Source organism: Erwinia sp. MYb416, from assembly GCF_037479575.1.
GTDB classification, from domain to species: domain Bacteria; phylum Pseudomonadota; class Gammaproteobacteria; order Enterobacterales; family Enterobacteriaceae; genus Erwinia; species Erwinia rhapontici.
In genome coordinates this window covers 255,106-274,522 of sequence record NZ_JBBGYT010000441.1, presented here as the reverse complement: position 1 = coordinate 274,522, position 19,417 = coordinate 255,106, and the positions used below count along the sequence as shown (strand labels likewise).

Genomic DNA, 19,417 nt, shown 5'->3' with positions numbered 1-19,417 from the left:
AAACCCAGATCCCTGTAACAATCGCACGCCTCATCGGGCGTGCGTGAAATGGTAAAAGTTAATGATAATCATTCAAAAAAAACGTGCTACCCGTAACCGTTTTATTACTACCTCGATCGGTTTTGGCGTTTAATTTTGTCTCGCGACGGATGAGTCCGCTGGCAGGGATCGGATGTCGAACTGCGCTGACAGGCGACGGCGCAGGCGGGCTGCGGGCCACAGACAGGCCACCGCCAGTAGCGCAATGGTCATCAGGGTGAACGGATACCCGGCATGATGGGCAAGACGCAATGCCCCGAAGGAAGCCAGCAGCGCCACGGCGGCATCCACCGACTGGAACAGCGCATAGTCAGACGCGGGTTGATGCGGCCGCACCAGCCCCATCAGCACGTTATACAGGGTGACAAAACCGATGGCCGCCGCCAGATTGACCGCGCCAAACAGCACCAGCCAGGCGATCAGGCTGAACTGCGCGTAGCCACAGGCGAGGATCACCGCCAGCAGCGCATGCAGCATCATCACCGGCAGCAGGCAATGGATCGCCCCCAGGCGTTTTGCCAGCAGATTACCCAGCACAATCCCGGCCCCGCTGGCCACCGTGCTGTAGAGCGTCAGCGTCTGGCCAAGCGCCGACAAGCTGAGATGCTGGTCGATGAGGATCACCGTCTGCAACGCCATCATGCCGCGCATCGCCAGGTAGTAAACGGCGGTGAACGCCAGCACCGGCCAGAGCGCGGTGATATCGCGTAAGGAGAGCGTTGCCGCCTGCTGCGCCGGGCGCAGGCTGACCGGATAACGTGTCAGCAGCGGCACCACCACCAGCAGCAGTGAAAACAACGCCATCACCGCAAAGCCCGCCCCCCAGCCGCTGAACTGCGCGACGGAAAGAAACACCATCGAGCCTGCAAACATGCCCAGATAGCTGCCGCCCACCTGTGCCGCATTGGCGGCCGGGCGGCTGTCGCTGTTGGTGGTACACAGCGTCAGGCCATCGGCGTAGATATCATGGCTGGCAGAGAACAGCGCCAGCAGCATCAGTGCCAGCACAATCAGCAGCACCGACTGTGTCGGCGGCATAAAACCCAGCGTCAGCAGCAGTACCGCCATCGCCAGTTGCAGGATCACCAGGCTGCCCAGATACGGCACCCCGCGCAGCGGCAGCGCATGGCGCTCGCCCCAGGGTGCCCAGAGGAACTTCGCCACCCACGGCAGCAGGCTTAACGACAGCCAGCTCAGCTGCGCGAGGTCGAGGCCGGCATAGCGGAAATAGCCCGCAACGCCCTGTAAAATCAACGCGGTAATCATCCCCTGATGAAGATAGAGGCTCCAGTAAGGCAGGTAGCGGGTCATAGCAAAAAATCCTGGCAGACAACGGGGAAGGCGCAAGCATATCTTCTGGGGGTCAGCGCGCTACCCGCAGACGTTCTGTTTCTACCCGGATCGGGGCGGCATCAGGAAATACCGCGTTTAAACGCCGACGGGTTGACACCAAACTGCTTCTGAAACGCGGCGGTAAAATGGCTGGCATTGGCATAACCGAGATCGGCGGCCACCACCATCACAGGCACGCCGGTCACGGACAGGCGGCGACGCGCTTCATGCATACGTTCCGCCTGAAACAGCCCGTAAATACTGTTACTGAACAGCAGCCGGAAGCCACGTTTCAGCTTCAGCACGCTCAGGCCGGTGGCGCGCGCCAGTTCTGCAATCGTGGGTGCCTGAGAGAGGTCAGAAAGCAGCAGATCGCGCGCTGTCATCAGGCGCTGCTGCTCGGCCAGGCTCAAGGTGTCCGGCGGCACTTCGCCCCGGCGGTGCCCTTCAACGGCATGGCTTATCAGCACCAGGCTCTGCCCCAGCAGCCACAGCGGGGAGCGCGGCTGGCTGCCCGCTGTCGGCCGCTGTAGCCGTTCCAGCGCATGGCCGAGGGTCTGCGCGGTGGCGCGCATTTCCGCATCGCAGTAACAGGGATCGCAGAAGCGATCGTTGTCCAGCTTCTGCTGCAACACGCGGTCCAGATCCGGCAGCCAGTCGGCCAGCAGATGCGGTGCCACTGAGACGGTGACACTGGCAAACTGCCCCTGATGCACCGAGGTCCCCTTACAGTCGTGGGTGTAACTGATGCAACCCGCGCCCTGACGCAGGATAAGATCGCCGCTGCGCCCGGCCAGCGCGAAGCTGGAGTTCCCTTTTAGCGAACAGGTGAAGTTCACCCGTCCCCAGTCATCGCGAATATTCATCGCCATCGGTTCGCGTAACTGCCCACGCCACAGCACCACATCCATCCCTTCCTGCAACGTCACCCGCAGCAGACTGCACTCCGCATCCGACTGTGACTGCACAGGCGAGCCGCCAATCAGGTTAAGGATCGAGACTTCTGGCTCTGAAGGGAGCGAGGGTTGCAACGAGGTCATCGGGGATATCTCCGGGACTACAACCCGATTGGGGGGATAAAAGCACCGAATCGGGTAGATACGCAATTGAGAATAGTTATTATTACCGACTTTATCCCAGGCGTCGAGATGATTTGCACAGTTTTCCAGCAATGTCCGGCGCGGCACAAAGAGTGATGAGATGTCGCCATCCCCCCAGCCTCAAACATCCCCCCACCACTGGCAAATCATGCATCCGGTGCGTGCTCAGGTGCATCGCGCCATGTGTCTTGCCGCGCTGGCGGCGCTGGCGGGCACCGCATCACTCTGGATGCTGGCCCAGGTGATCCAGGCACTGAGCCTGGCACCTGCACGCTGGCCCGTCTGGCCACTGGCAGGCACGCTGGGATGCCTGCTCGCCAGCTATTTACTGAAATTACAGGCGTTTAATCAGTCGCACTATGCTGCGTTCCGGCTGGAAACCATCCTGCGCAACCAGCTTGCCCGGCATCTTGCCAGCCTGTCGCTGGGACAGCTCCAGCACCATGACAGTGGCACCCTGTCGAAAATTATGCAGGACGATGTCAAAGCACTGCACATTTTTGTCGCCGACAGCACGCCGCTGTATGCCCGCGCGTTCGTCGCTCCCCTCGCCACACTGCTGCTGTTGCTGTGGCTCGACTGGCGGCTGGCGCTGGCCGGGATAGCACTGCTGCTGCTGGGTGCCGCGGTACTCACGCTGGCGATGCGCAACGCCGGGTCGATGGGGCAGCACTACAACCAGGCACGGGAGCGCGTCAGCAGCGCAATTGTTGAATTTGTACAGGCGATGCCGGTGGTGCGTACCTTTGACAGCGGCACGGAGACGTTCAGCCGTTATCAGCAGGCACTGAAGGGCTATCTGGCGGTGATCACCGCCTGGTATCGCCAGGCCGGCATTGCCGCCCGGTTGTCGTTTGCCGTACTGAATCCGCTGCCAACACTGCTGGTGCTGCTGTGGTGCGGCTACGGACTCTGGCAGCAGGATGGGCTCTCCTTCAGCCAGTGGGCGGCAGTGCTGTTACTGGGCAGCGGCATGGCGGAGGCGATCATGCCGATGATGATGCTGAACCATATGGTCAGTAAGGCGCGGCTGAGTATCGAACGTATTCAGGATCTGCTGCGGCTGCCGGTGATGGATGCCCCGGAGCAGGGTTGTGCCCCCGCTGATGCCAGCGTCACCGTTGAGCAGGTGAGCCTGGACTATCTCGACAGGCGGGTGCTGCATAATGTGAGTTTCCATCTGCCTGCGGGATCGGTGACGGCGCTGGTCGGCCCGTCCGGGGCGGGAAAAAGCAGTATCGCCAGCCTGATCCCACGTTTTCGCGATCCGCAACACGGCCGCATTTTGCTGGGCGGCGTGGATATTCGCACGCTGTCCACCGATATCCTGATGCAACAGATAGCCTGGGTGGCGCAGGAGACATTCCTGTTTGCCGATACGTTGCTCAACAATATCCGCCTCGGCCAGCCGGAAAAAACGCGCGAGCAGGTGATGGATGCCGCCCGCGCCGCGCAGGCGCACGACTTTATTATGCAGCTGGAACAGGGCTACGACACCCACGTGGGTGAGCGCGGCGCGTCCCTCTCCGGCGGTCAGCGGCAGCGCATTGCCATTGCCCGCGCTCTGCTGCAAAACCGCCCCATTCTGATCCTCGATGAAGCCACCGCCTTTGCCGACGCGGAGAATGAAGCCGCGCTGATCGCCGCCCTCTCGCAGCTGATGCAGGGTAAAACCGTGCTGATGGTCGCCCATCGTTTATCCACCATCCGCGATGCCGATCAGATCCTGGTGTTCGAACAGGGCCAGCTGGCCGAGGCAGGCACGCATCAAACATTGCTGGCAAAAGCCGGGATTTACGCCCGTATGACGCAGCACTATCAGCAGGCCCGCGACTGGGCTATCAGCGACAGGAGCCGCACCGATGAACCACTCTGACCGCTCTTTGCCTCAGCTCTACCAGCGCCTGATCAAGGCGGCCGGAAGCCAGTCAGCGGCGCTGCGCCGCAGTTTTCTGCTGCTGCTGTTGGCCGCCGCCGCGCAGGGTCTGGCGCTGGCCTGCCTGTTTCCGCTGCTGGCAGCGCTGTTCAACCACTCCGCCCCCGCCGATAGTCTGCTGTGGCTGGCCGTGATGAGTGCGCTAAGCCTGCTGACGTTGACGCTGCGCTGGTTCGGCCAGGGCTTTGAGTACAACGGCCAGATGGCGGCCGCGACCCATGAAATCCGCATGGCGCTGGGGCAGCAGCTCAGACGTATGCCGCTGGAGCACCTGCAACAGCAGCGCACCGGGGAAGTCAGTGCGCTGCTGCTGGGCAATGTTGATGAGAACCTGAACTACACGGTGGCGATTGCCAATCTGATCATGCTGGCGACGGTGACGCCGCTGGTCGTGATGCTGACGTTGCTGGCTATCGACTGGCGCTTGTCGCTGATGCTGCTACTGGTGTTTGCCGCCATTGCCTGGCTTTACCGCCGACGCAACCCGCATCAGCGTGCCGCCATGCAGGCGCTGGATCAGGCGCAACAGGCTGCTCACGCCGATATCGTCGACTATGTGCAGGGATTAGCGTTACTGCGCACCAGCTGCTGCCACGCGGAAAAAGCGCAACGTCTGCAACAGAGCCTGCGACAAGTGGAACAGGTACAAACCGCGGCACATCGTCAGGGCGCGGCGTCCCAGGTGGCCATCGGCAGCGTGGTGGAGATAGGCCTGATCGCCCTGGTGATGATAACGGTACATCAGGTGGTGAGCGGCACGCTGGATCTCAGCGTGCTGGCGGCCCTGGTGGTGATCATGGTGCGTTTTTCGGAGCCGATGACCACGCTCCTGGGTTACGCCACCATCGTCGAGCTGATCGCCACCGCACTGCAACGGATTGAGGCCCTGCTGGCGGTTGAGCCGCTGCCCGTACATCAGCCCGCCGCCACACCGCAGGACGCCACGATCCGCATCGACAACCTGAGTTTTCAGTACGCGCAGGGCAACGCCCCCGCACTCCAGGCTATCTCACTAACCCTTGCGGCAAACAGCATGACCGCGCTGGTTGGCCCATCCGGGTCGGGGAAAACCACCCTCAGCCAGTTGATCATGCGCTATGCCGATCCGCAGCAGGGCAGCATTACGCTGGGCGGCGCGGATATTCGTCACATTCCGGCCCGAACGCTGTACCAGCAGATCGCCGTGGTCTTCCAGGATGTGTATCTGTTCGATGACACCTTGTTTAACAACATCCGCATGGCACGCCCGGATGCCCACGAGGATGAGATTGAAGACGCGGCGCGTAAGGCGCACTGCCTGGACTTTATCGAACGGCTGCCGCAGGGCTGGCAGACGCGGATGGGGGAAAGGGGCGGGCATCTTTCCGGCGGCGAACGTCAGCGTATTTCACTGGCACGCGCCCTGCTGAAAAATGCCCCGGTGGTGATTCTGGATGAACCCACCGCGGCACTGGATACCGAAAGCGAGCGCGCCGTGCAGCGGGCAATTGATCATCTGGTACAGAATAAAACGGTGCTGGTGATCGCCCACCGGCTGTCGACTATCGCGGCGGCGGATCATATCGTGGTGCTGGAGCAGGGCCGCGTGGCAGAGCAGGGAAAACACAGCGATCTGCTGCAAAAAGGCGGGAGATACTGCGCATTATGGCAAGCTCAGCAGGCGGTAAAACGCTGGGGAAACCGGGCATAAACGCCGTCACGAACAGGCCACCGCAAGGTGGCCTGCTCTGTTTTAGAAGCGGTATTCACCGCCAAAGACCCACGTCCGGCCGCGTGCCGTGGTATTGATCGACACCCCTTCTGCGGCGTTGCTTAAGTCCTGATTCATACGGTTTAACGCATCGGCATAGTTCTTATTCGCCACGTTCTGCACGGTGAGGCGCAGTTCCATATTGTCCGTCACCTGGTAGCTGCTGTAGATATCAATAATGGTCGGCACCTTTGGCATATCGATCTTGTGCACGGAATTGGTATCGACATTAATGCCTTCGGTATCAAGACGTTTCGATCTACCGGTGTACTTAATCAGGCTGCCCAGCACCAGCTTCTGGTCAAAGAAGCGAGCACCGAGATCCAGCGTCACATAACGCTGTGGCAGGTCGCTGATGTCGTCGTATCCGAAATCCTGCGTTGAGCTGGCCAGCGAGGTCGGCTGGTTGGTGTACTGCTCACTGTAGGAGAGGTTCACATAGGCAACTTGCGCATCGTAGCTCAGCTCCGCTTCGTAGCCGTTGGCGGTAACCGGGGTTGCCGAGTTGGTAAATACACGGGCGTTAAAACCGCTGGCTGAGTTGTCGATATCTTTACACAGCGCACCGTCGGTGCACAGGAAGAAGGATTCCCCGGCGATATAGCCCTTGGTGCGCGTACGGTAAGCCAGCGCTTTCAACATCAGCTTATCGTCTTGCAGCAGCAGCCCGTCCTTCACCACGTTAAAGCCCAGCTGCCAGGTTTCGGCTTTCTCCGGCTTGAGGAACGGGTTCATTGACGCGCCCCCTTCATTAGAGAAGAACACTTCCTGCACGTTAGGGGCGCGTGACGAGCGGCTGTAAGTGGCGAACGGTTGCAGCCACGGCGTCACCTGGGCCGACAGCGTCACCGACGGGTTAACCGCTTTATGGTCGAGATCCAGCCGCGCTTCGCCCTGCGGGAAGCAGCGTTCATCATCAGCACAGGCCGGTTTCACGCCGTTCACCTGGCTGCGCGTGTAGTTCAGATTGAGATCCAGTTGGTAGATGTCTTTATTGATCGTCAGCCCGGTATATAAAGCACTGATCTTCTGCGATCCGCTGGGAGCAAACGCATTGCGCCCGGTGACATATTCCTGCTGAAACTGGCGCGTGTAGTCGGTATCAATGATCTTCCCGCCCAGCAGGAAGGTGAGATCGTAATCTGCCAGCGAGAAGCGGCTGGTATTGCTGGCATCAATGGCGTTGGATTTATTGGTGCTGGAGGCGCTGTTAAAGTTTGAAATCGAGTCAAACTCATAGTTCTGATTGGAACGACTGCTGCTGAGCAGCAGATTCACGTCCACCAGCTCAGACAGCGGCGAGAAGTGATACTTCAGGTAGTAATCTTCGCTGGTGATGTCACGGCGCGTGTATTTACTGTCGTACGTACGTGCGCTGAACTCAATATTGTTATCCGCGTTCGGGCTGAAATCGAGCTTATACAGCTGCGACCTTGGCTCCTGCTTCATGTAGTTGCTGTCTTCACCAATCAGGTCTTTACTGTCCTGCCCGGCACCGTTTTTCCAGGTTGGATAGGTGGTGGTGCGGCTTAACCCAACTAAACCACCCAGATGACCGCCGTTACCGAAGGTCTCTGTTTTTCCGGCCACCGCCGTCATGCCGCTACGCCCCATGCCGTTATTGCCCAGCGAGAAGCGCGTCAACACGCCGACCTGGCGATGGTCCTGCACCACATCGTCAACACCGATGGTGCGCATATTGGCACTGCCCGCCAGCGCGTTAATCCCCTGCGATCCGGCGCTGGTACCACGCGTAATATCCACGCCCGCCAGGAAGTTAGGGTCAATCAACACCGCAGCCGAACTGTTGGTGCCCGCGTGGTAGCTGGTGGGTGCCATGCCGTAATAGGTCTGTGTCACGCCATCGACCATCGTGTTGACACGGCCCAGCCCACTCATCCCACGCACATTGACGGTTACCGCACCCTGTAATGGGTCAAGCTGGGTAAAGGTGCCGGGCACGCTGCGCAGCGTACTGTCGAGGCTTTGCAGTTTTTTACTCGCCACGCGCGAGCTGACGGCACCCGGCGTGGTAAAGGTCAGCTCAGAGGACCCCACATCCTCCTGCTTTTTTTCTTTACTGGAGTCAGATACCGATAAAGTTGAAAAAACGGTACTGCCCTTTTCCCCTTCGGCAGCGCTGGTGACGGCAGGTATAACAAGGCAACTTGCCAACGCGCAGTTGGCTAAGGATAAATGTTTCAACGCGGTGCTCCTGAAGAATGATTATTGTTGTTATCGCTGTAGATCAAAAAACTGAAGGCCTGCGCCGAATCTTTCAGGCGCGAATAGCGGCCGGCATGGCCGCCGTGGCCCGCCTGCATATTGGTGGTTAACAGCAGCAGGGGATTCGGACGGGTATTCACTGCACGCAGGCGGGCCATGTATTTTGCCGCCTCCCAGTAAGGCACGCGGGAGTCATACAGACCGCTGGTCACCAGCATGCTGGGGTAAGGCTGCGCCCGCAGGTTGTCGTAAGGGCTCCAGGCTTTGATCGCCTGATACGCGCTGGCATCCGCCGGATTGCCCCACTCCTCAAACTCCTGTGGCGTCAGCGGCAGCGAACTGTCCAGCATGGTGTTAAGCACATCGACAAACGGCACCTGCAACACCACCGCGTGGAACAGTTTGGGTGCCTGATTAACCGCCGCCGCCACCAGCAACCCACCCGCGCTACCGCCCATGGCGTACAGTCGCCCGGCAGAGCCAAACCCCTGTGCAACCAGCCCCTGTGCGGCATCGTTAAAATCATTGATGCTGTTCTGCTTGTGGGTTTTCTTACCGTTGAGATACCAGTCAATCCCCTTCTCTCCCCCACCGCGCACATGCGCGATGGCAAAGACGAAGCCCCGATCGAGCAGACTGAGGCGCGGCGCACTGAAGGCCACATCCATGCTGATGCCGTAGGCACCGTAGCCGTACACCAGCAGTGGATTCTTCCCTTTGTTAAACAGATCCTTGCGGTACACCAGCGATACCGGGATCGCCTGCCCGTCCCTGGCTATGACGCTGACAAATTCACTCTGATACTGACGCGGGTCCACACCGGGAAGCTGCTTCTGATGCACCAGGCGCGTCTGATTGCTGCGCAAATCCCACTGGTAGTAACCCAGCGGTTTATCCAGCGAGGAGTAGAGGTAATTAAACACGCCCGCCGCCGCGCGCGAATTCGTTCCCGGCCGGGCCATATAGCTTTTGTCGGGGAAATCCAGGCTCTGCCATTCACCGCTGGAGAGGGCAAGCTTCGCCAGGCGGGTCTGCCCGTCCACCCGGCGCGCCACCACCAGCCACTGGTCAAACAGGAAGAAATTCTCTATCTCGCTGTTAGCGTCGGGGGCCACCAGGCTTTGCCACTCATCTCCCGGCTGACGGAAGGTATAAAGACCGAAATGCTTGTCGGCGTGGTTGCTGCGCACGGTGAACTGACCGTTGTTGTGGTCGAGGTAATACTCCTGACCGTTGACCCGCTGGCGAACCCGCTGTGGCCGGGCATCGGCATCAGCCAGCGGCAGCACCTGTACTTCTGAAGTGTCATTGCCGCTCAGCAGGATAAGTAGATACTCACCGGAGGCCGAGCGGGCAATGCCGGTAAACAGGCTTTCATCCCGCTCCTCATAGACCAGCCGATCGGGACGGTCGCCCGCCAGCGTATGTTGCATCACCCGATACGGCGTCAGCGTTTGCGGATGATTCACCACATAAAACAGCGAGTGTCCGTCCCGGCTGAATACCACCTCGCCAGACGTATTGTTGAGGGACTGAGGCAACCACTGCTGACGCTGGATATCCAGCACGCTGATCTGATTCTGCCCGTCACCGCGTGTATCTTCAGCAATCGCCAGATAGCGGTTATCCTCACTGACCGCATAACGCGAAAGGCTGTAATACGCATGCCCTTTGCTGCGCTCACGGGCATCCAGCACCACATCCCAGCGGTCACTGCCTTTTTTCTGGCGTAACAACTGCGGATAGTTAGCGTGCTGCGCAAAGGTGCTGCGCCAGGTCACGTCGTTGTTCTGCCAGGGTTGGGCGTAGTTATCCTGCGCCTGGCGGGCACTCATCTCCTGGTAGAGGGTCTGCGTTAATGTCTGCCAGCGCCGGGACTGCTGAGCGGCGTAATCGTTCTCCGCCGCTAAATACGCCATCACCGCCGGGGCTTTGCGCCGATCGTCACGCAGCCAGTGATAGTTGTCCTGCCGCACATCACCATGAGTGGTGACGCTGAACGCAGTGACCGGTGCCACAGGCGGAGAGGTGGATTTTTCGGTAGCAGCAAGACAGGGTGCCAACATCATGCTGGCAACCAGGACCCAAAGGTATTTCATGGAATAAGACTCTCAGTCAGCGTGAAATCATGATTTCTTCAAATCGAAACTTACTGGCAGCGTGATGCGATAGCGCCCGGCTTCCAGTAGCGATGCGGGCGGTGGCGGCAGCGGTGATGCCCGTTGCAACATGGCCAGCGCTTCACGATCGAGCGCAATGGTGCCTGATGAACCGGCCAGCTGGCTGGCAATCACCGCACCGCTGTCGCTGACGGTAAATGTCACCCTGGCAACCCCTTCACGGCCACGGCGCTTTGCATCCGCCGGATACTGTTTCACCCGATTGAGCGCGCCCATCACCAGCCCTTCCCAGGTCATCTGCGCCTCTGCGTTACGCGCGGCATCGCTTTCTACCGGGGCTGCCGTGGTCGCGGCCTGCTTCAGTTGCGGCTGCGGCGCGGCCTGGCTGGTAACGGTGGCATTCCCGGCCATCGCCTGCTGGTTAAGCCGGTTTTCACGCTGAACATCACGTTTTTTTACCGGTTTCGGTGCGGGCGGTCGGGGTTTGAGCTGTGCCAGTTCACCGTCATCTGCCTCCACCACTTTCGGCGTGTCGACTTTCTCCGGTGTCACCTGCGCTTTTGAGGCATCCACTTTGCGCTGCTGATTCACCCCGGTGGGCAGCGTGGGCTGACTGATAGCCGTTTGCGCTTCAGGCGCAAATGCCAGCATCACCGCAGCCGGAGCCGCCAGATCCACCGTCTGTTTTTCAAAGGTGACAACGGCAAACAGTGCCAGCAGCAGATGGGCGATCAGGCTGAGTGCTGCGCCTTTGCTCCACGGCTGTTTGACATGCAGATGCGCTTCGTTCAGCAATACGGCCATCAGGGTGACATCGCCGGGAGATACCAGACGTAGTCGCCCTCTGCGGCCTGCACTTCTGTGCCGCTGGCGGCAAGGATCACCACCACTGGCGCCGGACCGTTAAGGTCAGCCATATGGAGTGGTACGCCGAGGTTTTTGGCCGCGTGGTAGCTACCGGCAATCAGCAGCGCAGGTTTGGCGGCATTTAGCAGCTGTTGCGCCATGATGCGGTCCCGGTTCTGCTGTACCGCCAGCATGGATTTGAGCTGAGAGCGATCCATTTTCCCATCGTGCATCGCCACAATGGCCGAGGACAGCGCACGGATCACCGCCGGGGAGCTGCTGCGTTCTCCGGGAGGGAACTGCGGTGTTTCATAGAGTTTGTTGACGTCATCACGGCTGAGATTCGCCGCCAGCAGCGGGTAATCGGCAAACAGCGCGGTGAGCACCACGCCGCGATACAGCGGCCAGGGCCAGCCGCTGTTCCAGTTCAGCAGCTCCTGCACTCGCTGCTCGCGAATGTAAGGGCTGTCTTTCAGACCCCGTTGCAGGTCTTTTACCGCTGCCTGCTGATCGCTGGCGATCATCTCCAGCAGCACACTCCCCTGCGGGCGCTTTTCTGCCAGCCGGGTCATCAGCCACTGTTCGATTTCATGGTGTGATGCCTCACTGTGGTTTTCACCGACAATCACCATTCCAGCCGTGCTGAGGCGCTCAACTAACGCCTGTGGCGATAGCGTCTGGCGCGAACTGAGGAGGCTGATGTGCGACGTTTCCATCACGGCACGGCTGAGTTCAGCCTGCGGTTTAGCCGCTGGTTGCTGGCAGGCGGTAAGCAGCGAGGCAAGCGCAGCCAGCAGGCTGGCTGCAACAATTTTTGTTTTCATCATATTTTTCTGTGGCTTCATGCCAGTCTTCTCGCGAAGACTCCCCAAAAGGCGCTGCAAGGCAGCAAAAAACAAGACACTAGTGTTTTTGCAAATAAGGATCAATATGATTATCACTCTCATTTACATTCTGCTAGCAAAAATAGCACGAATTGTTGTCAGGAGTGTTAACTCAACCTCAGGGAGGGAGAACGATCAGAAAAGGGAATGGTTAACCAGATACAAGGCCTGCTGACCGTCGGCCAGCAGGCGCTGATGGAACGCCAGTACGCTGTCAGGCGTCAGCGCCCGCAGGTCATTGATATCAGGCTGAGGCGTGATCTGCTGCGCCCGCAGCCAGCGATAGCGGCTGGCCTCAAGCAGCCCGGCGGGCACCTGCTGCTGTTCCGCCAGCACTATCTGGCAGGTTTCCCACAGCGCCTCTGCGCTGAGCGCTGCCAGCTCGCTATTCATCTGCACCAGGAAGCGGTCAATGCGCGCCGCCAGCTCTGCCTTGGTGAGATACGGGGATTGCAGCGCAAACAGGATGCCTGCCTGCCCCGCTGCCTGATAGAAACGACAACTCACCACATAGCCAATGTTCTGTTCCACGCGCAGGCGCTGGAAAAACAGCGGCTGATAAATCATCGCCAGCAGCTGCCAGGCGGCCAGGCACGCCGTACTCTCTTCCACCAGCGGGCAGAAGCGCAGCAGTGCGGCCTCCGGGCTGCGGGTCGCCACCCGGTATTCGGACTGAGGGGGCAAGGGTTGCGGCAGCGCACTCACCGCAGGATTGATCAGCGCCGGAAAGGCACTCAGCAGGCAGGCCAGCTGTTGATGCAGCTCGCGGTCGCCGCCCTCCAGCAGCGCCCGCCAGGGGAGATTGAGCGGCGTCCGATCGCCTGCGGGGGCGTGCAGCATCTGCAACCGTTCCGGCAGTGCACCCAATAGCGCCCGCACGGCAATATCATCGTGCAGCGCCTGCCGCTGGCGCAGAAACTCACGCTCACCGCGTGCGACCGCCGCAGGCGGGATATCCGCCAGCAGTGCGTTGAGCGATGCCAGCGTGTTGACCATCAGCGCAGATTCTCCCTGTAACTGGATCAGCCAGCGCCCCTGCGGACAAGTGATCGCCAGCTCGCCCCCGCGATGAACGCAGCCCGCCGCCAGCGCCCGCAGACGGGCCTGCATGACCAGCCCCCAGTGTGCAGGCAGGTCGCCTTCAGGGCTGAGTAGCAGCACGGCGGGCGTTTCATCACGGCGATGATGGGGCAGCGACACCTGACGTGCAGGCAGCGCGGGGGAGGCAGACGCCTGTGGCTGTGGAAAGAACACGAACGCCTCACCCGCTGCATCCGGCTGCACCGCCGGACGCCTTCCCGGCTGGCAGGCCAGCGTCCACCCCTGCACATCGCGCTGTGCCAATGGGGCGCTATCAGTAATCGATAGCCGCGATAAGGGCGCGGCGGAAAGCCGTGTGAACAGTGCTGCGCCGTCGTCGCCCCCGGTGCGGGCCGGGGCAAAACCAAAGGCACTTTCACGCAGCTGATCCATCACGGACAACTGTGCAAAATGGCGGCTGGACAACTGCGCATAATGAGCACGCTGCGTTGGCGTCAGTCGAGTCAGCTGTGCCAGCCAGTGATGCACCCGCGCTTCAGCCCGGTCGGCATCCCCGGCCTCCACCAGTAGCAGTTCAAGGGTGATCACCGTCTGCTGTGCGCTGCGATACGGCAGCAGCAGGCGGGCACCGTCGCACAGCGCCTGCTCACGCAGCATGGCCATCAGACTGCCCGGCGCTTCATCCAGCAGAAGCTGGCGCAGCAACACCAGCCCGCCGTCGATCCGCTGATCAAGCAGAAAAGAGAGGCGCAGCCGCGGTGCACCGTTCAGTTGCAGGGCGATATCACACTCAGCAGCAGGCACTAACGCGGGCAGTTCGGGCGGCATGACTGCGCCCACCGGGAAAGCGTCGGCGGCCTGTTGGGCCAACTGCAACAGCGCTTCTATCGGCTGCGGTCCCTGCAGCCACAGCGTCACGGTATCCGCATGGTAATAGCGCTGATGGAACTGTTGCAGCGCCGCACGCAACTCGGTTGTGTCGTTACCAAAAACCGCCGCATTGCCCGTCTGGAAGCGCTGCCACTGATGGGCAGCAAAGGCGGCACTCAGCGCCGCATCACACAAGGTGTCCTGATGGTCAGCCAGCAGGCGGCATTCGGCATCAATGGTCGCGACTTCCTGGCGGATGGCGGTGGCAGACAACAGCGGTGCCACCAGCATATCCGTCAGGCGGGGCAGCGCATCGGCCAGTTGTTCGGGGCCGCACTCGAAAAAGTACGCGGTGCTGCTGCCGAGCGTGGTGGCATTCAGCCGCCCTCCTCGGGCGGGCAGCCAGGCCATTAACCTTTGGTCATCCTGAAACCTCTGGCTGCCGGCAAACAGCAGATGCTCAAGCAGATGTGCCAACCCCGGCCAGGCATCCGGTTCATGATGGCTTCCCACATCCACCTGCATCAACGCGGCGGCACGCGTGGCTTGCGGGTCTGAGATCAACTCAACCCGTAAACCGTTGTGCAAGCGCCGCTGTTGATGCTGCATGCGTCAGACCTTGAAGATCAGCTGAGCATTCACCCGCTCAGAGTTAGCGCGGTTGCGGAACTGCAGCTGGCTGACCTGAATGTTGGTGCAGTTGGCCTGTTCACGCGCTTCCAGGATCATATGGTGATGCTCTGATTTGCTGCACACCGGGTCGGCATTATCCGCATCGCCAGTCAGCATAAACGCCTGGCAGCGGCAGCCGCCGAAATCCTTCTCTTTTTCCGAGCAGGAGCGGCAAGGCTCCGGCATCCAGTCAAAGCCGCGATAGCGGTTGAAGCCAAACGAGTTAAACCAGATGTCCTGTAAGCTCTGCTCCAGCACCGACGGGAACTGCACCGGCAGCTGACGCGCACTGTGGCACGGCAGCGCCATCCCTTCCGGCGTCACGCTGAGGAAGATCGCTCCCCAGCCGCCCATACAGCCTTTCGGGCGTTCTTCGTAATAATCAGGCGTGACGAACAGCAGGTTCGCGAGGTTATCGCTGGCGGCCATTTTCTCGCGATAGCTGTGCACCACGGCTTCCGCCCGCTCAATCTGGTCACGCGTGGGCAGCAGCCCTTCACGGTTGAGCTGCGCCCAGCCGTAGAACTGACAGGTTGCCAGCTCAACGTCATCCGCTTCCAGCTCGATGCAGAGTTCGATAATCCGGTCGATCTGGTCGATATTGTGGCGATGCAACACAAAGTTCAGCACCATCGGATAGCCGTGCGCTTTCACCGCGCGCGCCATCTCCAGTTTCTGCTGGAAGGCTTTCTTTGACCCTGCCAGTGCCGCATTCAGCACTTCGTCGCTGGCCTGGAAGCTGATCTGAATATGATCCAGCCCGGCGTCGGCAAAGGCATCGATCTTCTTCTGCGTCAGGCCGATCCCGGAGGTGATCAGGTTGGTGTAAAAACCCAGATCGCGCGCGGCCTTGATCAGTTCAGGCAGATCTTTACGCACCAGCGGTTCCCCGCCGGAGAAGCCGATCTGCACTGCGCCCATCGCCCGTGCCTGTTTAAACACCTCGATCCACTGCGCGGTGGTCAGCTCTTTTTCCTGCTGCGCAAAGTCCAGCGGGTTAGAGCAGTACGGGCACTGCAACGGGCAGCGATAGGTCAGCTCGGCCAGCAGCCACAGCGGCGGTTTTACAGCAGGATTAAGCGGGTTCACGGAAAATAATCCACTTCTGTTCACGCGCGGCGGCGAAGAAATCTTTCACATCATCATCCACGCCGCCCGCTTCCGGGAAACGGGTGTTCAGCGCCTGGATAATCTCTGCCAGCGTACGTTGCCCGTCCACCAGCTCGAGGATCATCGTGGCGCTGTCGTTCAGTTTTGCCATGCCTTCCGGGTAGAGGATCACATGGCAGCCCTGCACTTCTTCCCACTGCAGGCGGTAACCGCGACGAAACATCGGGGTAGTTTGTTCATTGATCACAGCAGTTTTCCTTTGTGCCAGACCGGCTGATCCGTGACGGTATGGTACGGCGGGCGGTTAAGGGCGTAAGCCATGGTCATGGCGTCCAGCATGCTCCACAGAATATCGAGTTTGAACTGCAGGATTTCCAGCATACGTTGCTGTTTTTCCACCGTGTCGCAGTATTCCAGCGCCAGTTGCAGGCCATGCTCCACGTCGCGGCGCGCCTGGCTGAGTCTGCCACGGAAATAACCGTAGCCCTCTTCTTCAATCCAGGTGTAATGCTGCGGCCAGCTGTCCAGGCGCGACTGGTGGATCTGTGGGGCAAAGAGTTCGGTCAGTGAGCTACAGGCCGCTTCCTGCCAAACGGCGCGGCGGGCGAAACTGACGTAGGCATCAACGGCAAAGCGCACGCCGGGCAGTACCATTTGTTCAGACAGCAGCACCTCGCGATCAAGACCGACCGCCTCACCCAACCGCAGCCAGGCTTCGATACCGCCATCGCTGTCACCCTGACCATCATGGTCAAGGATGCGCTGCACCCATTTACGTCGGGTTAGCGGGTCCGGGCAGTTCGCCATAATCGCCGCATCTTTCAGCGGAATGCTGGTCTGGTAGTAAAAGCGGTTCGCTACCCAGCCCTGGATCTGCTCACGCGTTGCTTCACCGTTATGCATGGCGATATGGAACGGGTGATGGATATGGTAATAAGCGCCGCGATCGCGCAGCGCCTGTTCAAACTGTTGCGGGGTCATCAACGTCGGATTGGTCATAGTTCAATACTCATGCCGTCATAACTGACCTCAATGCCTCGCCGGGTCAGCGCCTGGCGCTCAGCGGAGGACTCATCAAGGATCGGGTTGGTGTTGTTAATATGGATCAGGATTTTACGCTGCGCAGGCAGCTCGCTGAGTACCGCCATCAGCCCCTGCTCTTCGCCCAGCGCCAGATGGCCCATATCACGGCCGGTATTACGCCCGACGCCGGTGGTAGCCAGCTCGTTGTCCTGCCACAGCGTGCCGTCGATCAGCAGGCAGTCGGCCTGCGTCATCAACGCCAGTAGCGCAGCATCCGGTTCACCCAAGCCTGGCGCATACAGCAGTTTGCTGCCAGTGGTGGTGTTTTCAATCATCAGCGCAATATTGTGGCCGGGCAGCGGTCGTCCGCGATACGGCGAATACGGCGGCGCATTGCTGAGGATCGGAATCGCGGTAAAACGCAGTGCCGGGCAGACGGCCACGGAAAAGGGTTCCGCGGGCTGGATGGCGTGATGCACTAATCCACCGTTCCAGTGCTTCAGCATGGTAAAGATCGGAAAGCCACTGGTCAGATCCGCATGCACTTCCGGGGTACACCACACGGAATGCGGGCAGCCTTCACGCAGGTTCAGCAAGCCGGTGCAGTGATCGATCTGGCTGTCGGTAAGGATAATCGAGCCGATCGCCGTACCGCGCAATACGCCCTGTTTATGCAGCTCAGGGTTGGCCGCAATCTGGTGGCAGATATCAGGCGAGGCATTACACAGCACCCAGTCGGTGCCGTTATCACTGACCGCAATCGAGGATTGGGTACGTGCGGTGGCCGGAACGCTACCGTCACGGACACCCTGGCAGTTGGGACAATGACAGTTCCACTGCGGGAAACCGCCGCCTGCCGCAGAGCCGAGGACTTTGATTTTCATGGGTAAACCGGGAGAAGGAATAAAAATGCCTGCTACAGCGCAGGCATCCACATTACTTGCCTGAATCGTTCGAGTTACAGTTGCAGCTCAAAGTATGATGACCAGGCATTAGCCTAAATAATTCGAGTTGCAGCAAGGCGGCAAGTGCGAGAATCCTCGGGAGCTTACTCAGGTAAGTGACCGGGGTGAGCACACGCAGCCAACGCAGTTGCAGCTTGAAGTATGACGGCTAATTAGCGGTTTGAGATGTATAAGGTAACTTCTAAGCCCAGACGCATATCGATAAAGGTCGGTTTAGTCCACATAGTAATATCCTCAAGGTGTTTAAAAAACAGGCGATATACTCCAGTTTCGTAGAGTAATCGGCATGTTGTCAAATTACAGGAATTTGGCGGCACAGATGTTGCGCCTATGATAAATCGATATCAACCCTAAAATCTGCACGGTTTATGCTGTTTTGAACTATTTGGTTCAAAAATCAGGCGTTATTCTTTCCAGGTTTTTCGCAAGACCCGCAGCCAGTTAGCGCGACACAGCTTGTTCAGCAGTGCATCGTCATAGCCCGACTGACGCAGTGCGGCCAGCAGACGGGGCAGCCCGGTAACGTCACCCAGATCATCGGCCAGGTTGATACCGTCGAAATCAGAACCGAAGGCAACACGATCTTCCCCCAGTTTCTCCAGCAGGTAATCCAGATGCTGCACCATGACGCTGAGCGGCATATCGCCGTCACGTTTGCCATCGCTGCGCAGAAAAGAGGTACCGAAATTCAGCCCGACCAGTCCGTCGCTGTCGGCAATCGCGCCCAGCTGAGCATCCGTCAGATTACGTGGCTGAGGGCATAAGGCGTGCACGTTAGAATGGCTGGCGACCAGCGGTGCTGTACTCAGCCGCGCCGTTTGCCAGAAGGCTTTTTCGTTCATATGCGACAGATCGATCATCAGCCCACGCTGGTTGCAGGCCCGGATCAACCGCTCTCCGGCGTCAGTCAGCCCTGCTCCGGTATCCGGCGAGCCAGGGAAGCTGCCGTTAATGCCCACGCCAAAACGGTTAGGCAGATTCCAGAACGGCCCGATGCTGCGCAATCCGGCCTGCTGCCAGCGATCCAACTGGCTTAAGTCATCATCCAGCGCTTCCGCCCCTTCAATATGCATCACCATCGCCAGCACGCCGCTGGCGATACAGTGTTCAATCTCGCTGACGCTGCGGCAGATTTTTGCCTGGCCTGCCGACTGTGCTTCCAGCTGCTGCAAAATCGCCATCTGCTGTTCGGTGATCGCCAGCGGATCATGCACCTCCGCCTGGCGCGTGGGAAATTTCGCCACGTAGTCAGCGGGTGGCACAAAGACGGCAAACAGCCCACCCGCAAAACCGCCCTCACGCATCCGCGCCAGGTCGAGATGCCCGCTCAGACGCTGATGCAGAAACGCCGCAACCGGGTTTTCAGGATGATGCAGCCACAGGTGCAGCAGTAGATCGTTATGGCCGTCAAAGATGGGAGTCGGAGAAGTGTGTGTCATGGGGGCGCCAGCGATGTCAGGAAGACAGATGATGATAGCGCAGATTAGGCGGAACAGGGGAATG

General features: G+C 59.7%; 15 protein-coding genes. 2 read left to right on the top strand and 13 right to left on the bottom strand.

Features of this window, described 5'->3' with window-relative positions; all coding sequences use genetic code 11:
* Positions 1 to 129 precede the first annotated feature (129 nt).
* Positions 130 to 1,350, bottom strand: a complete 1,221-nt coding sequence (locus tag WH277_RS24735) for an MFS transporter (RefSeq protein WP_133842446.1) — start codon at positions 1,348 to 1,350, stop codon at positions 130 to 132.
* Positions 1,351 to 1,451: 101 nt separating this feature from the next.
* Positions 1,452 to 2,402, bottom strand: coding sequence for a helix-turn-helix domain-containing protein (locus WH277_RS24730; RefSeq protein ID WP_425268840.1), 951 nt, complete (start codon positions 2,400 to 2,402; stop codon positions 1,452 to 1,454).
* A 169-nt stretch (positions 2,403 to 2,571) separates the two neighbouring features.
* Here WH277_RS24730 and WH277_RS24725 point away from each other — a divergent pair, with 169 nt between their 5' ends.
* Positions 2,572 to 4,347, top strand: coding sequence for an ABC transporter ATP-binding protein (locus WH277_RS24725; RefSeq protein WP_339507289.1), 1,776 nt, complete (start codon positions 2,572 to 2,574; stop codon positions 4,345 to 4,347).
* Positions 4,334 to 6,097 (top strand): ABC transporter ATP-binding protein, encoded by a 1,764-nt coding sequence (locus WH277_RS24720; protein WP_133842448.1) that lies wholly within the window; start codon positions 4,334 to 4,336, stop codon positions 6,095 to 6,097. The genes WH277_RS24725 and WH277_RS24720 overlap by 14 nt, the downstream gene beginning before the upstream one ends.
* 42 nt (positions 6,098 to 6,139) lie before the next feature.
* Here the strand turns inward: WH277_RS24720 and WH277_RS24715 are convergent, their stop codons facing one another.
* From WH277_RS24715 to WH277_RS24665, 11 genes are all read right to left on the bottom strand, one after another.
* Positions 6,140 to 8,362: a TonB-dependent receptor domain-containing protein gene (locus WH277_RS24715; protein WP_339507288.1), complete on the bottom strand. Its 2,223-nt coding sequence runs from the start codon at positions 8,360 to 8,362 to the stop codon at positions 6,140 to 6,142.
* Positions 8,359 to 10,482, bottom strand: coding sequence for a S9 family peptidase (locus WH277_RS24710; protein WP_339507287.1), 2,124 nt, complete (start codon positions 10,480 to 10,482; stop codon positions 8,359 to 8,361). The genes WH277_RS24715 and WH277_RS24710 overlap by 4 nt, the downstream gene beginning before the upstream one ends.
* A gap of 27 nt (positions 10,483 to 10,509) precedes the next feature.
* Entirely contained in the window at positions 10,510 to 11,307 is a 798-nt protein-coding gene (locus tag WH277_RS24705) for a TonB family protein (RefSeq protein ID WP_212813312.1), read from the bottom strand.
* Entirely contained in the window at positions 11,307 to 12,194 is an 888-nt protein-coding gene (locus WH277_RS24700; protein ID WP_339507286.1) for a ChaN family lipoprotein, read from the bottom strand. Before WH277_RS24700 ends, WH277_RS24705 begins: the two co-directional genes overlap by 1 nt.
* Positions 12,195 to 12,368: 174 nt before the next feature.
* The gene (gene pqqF / locus WH277_RS24695) at positions 12,369 to 14,753 is read right to left on the bottom strand and encodes a pyrroloquinoline quinone biosynthesis protein PqqF (RefSeq protein WP_339507285.1); all 2,385 of its coding nucleotides are present in this window, start codon (positions 14,751 to 14,753) and stop codon (positions 12,369 to 12,371) included.
* A gap of 3 nt (positions 14,754 to 14,756) precedes the next feature.
* On the bottom strand, positions 14,757 to 15,905 hold the full coding sequence (pqqE, locus tag WH277_RS24690) for a pyrroloquinoline quinone biosynthesis protein PqqE (RefSeq protein WP_339507284.1): 1,149 nt from the start codon (positions 15,903 to 15,905) through the stop codon (positions 14,757 to 14,759).
* Complete coding sequence (gene pqqD, locus WH277_RS24685) at positions 15,892 to 16,149, bottom strand: pyrroloquinoline quinone biosynthesis peptide chaperone PqqD (RefSeq protein ID WP_238337039.1); 258 nt, start codon at positions 16,147 to 16,149, stop codon at positions 15,892 to 15,894. Before pqqD ends, pqqE begins: the two co-directional genes overlap by 14 nt.
* A gap of 20 nt (positions 16,150 to 16,169) precedes the next feature.
* A complete protein-coding gene (gene pqqC / locus WH277_RS24680; RefSeq protein ID WP_339507283.1) occupies positions 16,170 to 16,925 on the bottom strand; it encodes a pyrroloquinoline-quinone synthase PqqC in 756 nt (251 codons plus the stop codon).
* Positions 16,922 to 17,833: a pyrroloquinoline quinone biosynthesis protein PqqB gene (gene pqqB / locus WH277_RS24675; RefSeq protein WP_339507282.1), complete on the bottom strand. Its 912-nt coding sequence runs from the start codon at positions 17,831 to 17,833 to the stop codon at positions 16,922 to 16,924. Before pqqB ends, pqqC begins: the two co-directional genes overlap by 4 nt.
* A gap of 233 nt (positions 17,834 to 18,066) precedes the next feature.
* Complete coding sequence (pqqA, locus tag WH277_RS24670; protein ID WP_072166356.1) at positions 18,067 to 18,138, bottom strand: pyrroloquinoline quinone precursor peptide PqqA; 72 nt, start codon at positions 18,136 to 18,138, stop codon at positions 18,067 to 18,069.
* A 180-nt stretch (positions 18,139 to 18,318) separates the two neighbouring features.
* Entirely contained in the window at positions 18,319 to 19,353 is a 1,035-nt protein-coding gene (locus WH277_RS24665) for a dipeptidase (protein ID WP_133842454.1), read from the bottom strand.
* Between the last annotated feature and the right edge of the window lie 64 nt (positions 19,354 to 19,417).

Excerpts from the sequence above, each read along its gene's own strand:
- WH277_RS24705 (WP_212813312.1), bottom strand. The coding sequence starts at position 11,307 with ATGGCCGTATTGCTGAACGAAGCGCATCTGCATGTCAAACAGCCGTGG.
- WH277_RS24710 (WP_339507287.1), bottom strand. The coding sequence starts at position 10,482 with ATGAAATACCTTTGGGTCCTGGTTGCCAGCATGATGTTGGCACCCTGT.
- pqqD (WP_238337039.1), bottom strand. The coding sequence starts at position 16,149 with ATGTTTCGTCGCGGTTACCGCCTGCAGTGGGAAGAAGTGCAGGGCTGC.
- WH277_RS24665 (WP_133842454.1), bottom strand. The coding sequence starts at position 19,353 with ATGACACACACTTCTCCGACTCCCATCTTTGACGGCCATAACGATCTA.
- pqqC (WP_339507283.1), bottom strand. The coding sequence starts at position 16,925 with ATGACCAATCCGACGTTGATGACCCCGCAACAGTTTGAACAGGCGCTG.
- pqqB (WP_339507282.1), bottom strand. The coding sequence starts at position 17,833 with ATGAAAATCAAAGTCCTCGGCTCTGCGGCAGGCGGCGGTTTCCCGCAG.
- WH277_RS24700 (WP_339507286.1), bottom strand. The coding sequence starts at position 12,194 with ATGAAGCCACAGAAAAATATGATGAAAACAAAAATTGTTGCAGCCAGC.
- WH277_RS24735 (WP_133842446.1), bottom strand. The coding sequence starts at position 1,350 with ATGACCCGCTACCTGCCTTACTGGAGCCTCTATCTTCATCAGGGGATG.
- WH277_RS24725 (WP_339507289.1), top strand. The coding sequence starts at position 2,572 with ATGTCGCCATCCCCCCAGCCTCAAACATCCCCCCACCACTGGCAAATC.
- pqqF (WP_339507285.1), bottom strand. The coding sequence starts at position 14,753 with ATGCAGCATCAACAGCGGCGCTTGCACAACGGTTTACGGGTTGAGTTG.
- WH277_RS24720 (WP_133842448.1), top strand. The coding sequence starts at position 4,334 with ATGAACCACTCTGACCGCTCTTTGCCTCAGCTCTACCAGCGCCTGATC.